Below are 1,649 nucleotides of genomic sequence, written 5' to 3'. Positions count from 1 at the left end.
ATTGAGTAAAGTCGCGGTGAACTCGACGTAAACCCAATAGCCCTGCCTCCCACGTGCAGAAGCCAATCACAAGTCCGCAAAAAATGAGTCCTGCGCTCATGTATTCTGAACTCATTAAACCCAGACCTAAAAAACCGAAAAGCGCGACACCGGACAGGATCAAACCACATATTAAGCCTGACCGCATCGACGGAATCGCATCCGTTTTCAGTAACTCGTTTTCAGCCTTGAGATGATGCGTGTCGACGCCATAGGCGTCGCCGCTCCAAACAGAAATGCTATCCTTCTCTACTCCAGCTTCCATCAACTCGTTTTGAATTAGCTCAACTTCGTCTAAATCGTCTGCCACAAAATACGTGTCTTTCATACGCTTACCCTCGTTCAAAGTAGGATCAGTTCGCAAAAAGAAATACGCTGTAAACGATATTTGCGTTGAGTCATAAAAGTGAATAAATGTAAAAAAGCTAATAATCGTCCCTAATGATGCAAAATCTCCACCTTAAACTCAGACTCAATCGATTGAATAAAGGCCTTAATGGGAACGCTGAGCGCTTGCTCATCTTGATTATTCAGGCACAAACCTATCGTGCGGTTGATATCAAAATCTTCGATTGGGATAAAGTTCAGATCATAAGGGGTTGTTCGATTCGTCATAATCGACACACCAACATTCGCGGCAACCAACGGCAACACAAAATCGTCCCGCTCGATCTGCATGATCGTCTCAGGGTTAATGGATTGATTCTGAAAGGCATCAAATACCTTCTTTGTAGATGGTGGCATTACTGCAGGCTCACATTCAGCATAGGACGATGATGAACATTCGTGACGCTATAAAAAAGAAGGCTTGGTACTTCCAAGCCCTCCTCAACCTGTCGGCAATTATTGCGCGTCATTGATCAGCGGAAACCTGCTTTATATTTCAGGACAACTCCCCTTTGATCAAGGGCAAATGCTTCACATCTGAAAACTCGGCGACACATTATTTCTAGAACAAGGCAAGCAAGTCGCACACATAGCCGCACTAAACGTATTGAGCCAAATTGATGCTGCACTCAAAGATACGCCGTTTCGTTTTAGCAAAATCATTCGCTTAGACGGTTTTATCAACGCCACAGACTCATTCACACAACATGCCGACGTGCTAAATGGCGCTTCAGACTTATTTGCGAAAGTATTAGGTGAGCAAGCAAGACACATTAGAACCGTACATGGCTGCAATAGTCTGCCTGCTGGGGCAAGTGTGGAGTTGGCCGTGACGGTAGAGCTTTCAAGTCAATAAGTGATCGAACTCCCCTATCAACCTGTCTATTTTTTAGAGATTAATGCACGGAAATAGACAAGAGCAGACCTTGGCGGCTCTCTGAACACAATGCCCGCTTCAATGTGTTAGCGGACGTTAAGTCAGGAAAGAAATCTTGGTTCACGGGCATTCACTTTCCTGAGAAAGCAAACATTTTGACTTAGGTTTAGCTGTATATCGACAGATACTTGTTCTTGGTTGAGCGATTGGCAGACATTCACTTATTAAACAAAACTGAGAAAGATTGAATCGGTAACATTCGGTTGAATCTGGAGGTCATTTTACCGGTGAGAGCTGGCGTCGTCGCGACCACCTCACACCACTATAACTGATTTGACTCCGACCA

General features: G+C 44.5%; 2 protein-coding genes and 1 pseudogene. 1 reads left to right on the top strand and 2 read right to left on the bottom strand.

From position 1 onward, the window contains the following. Both A3738_RS16165 and A3738_RS16160 read right to left on the bottom strand, forming a co-directional pair. On the bottom strand, positions 1-367 hold a 367-nt coding region (locus A3738_RS16165), incomplete at its 3' end, for a hypothetical protein (RefSeq protein WP_068763725.1). Positions 368-477: 110 nt separating this feature from the next. Continuing rightward, positions 478-783, bottom strand: coding sequence for a LysR family transcriptional regulator substrate-binding protein (locus tag A3738_RS16160; protein WP_068477135.1), 306 nt, complete (start codon positions 781-783; stop codon positions 478-480). 199 nt (positions 784-982) lie between these two features. On the opposite strand from A3738_RS16160, the pseudogene A3738_RS29410 reads away from it, so the two are divergent. Next, a pseudogene (locus A3738_RS29410) lies at positions 983-1,282 on the top strand (RidA family protein); the annotation flags it as partial. Positions 1,283-1,649 lie beyond the last annotated feature (367 nt).

The sequence above is a fragment of the Oleiphilus sp. HI0066 genome, assembly GCF_001635725.1.
Note: the sequence above shows the minus strand (reverse complement) of the source record. Positions and strands in the feature narration are given on the sequence as shown.

Bases quoted from the DNA above. Each gene is read 5' to 3' on its own strand.
- A3738_RS16160 (WP_068477135.1), bottom strand. From the start codon at position 783: ATGCCACCATCTACAAAGAAGGTATTTGATGCCTTTCAGAATCAATCC.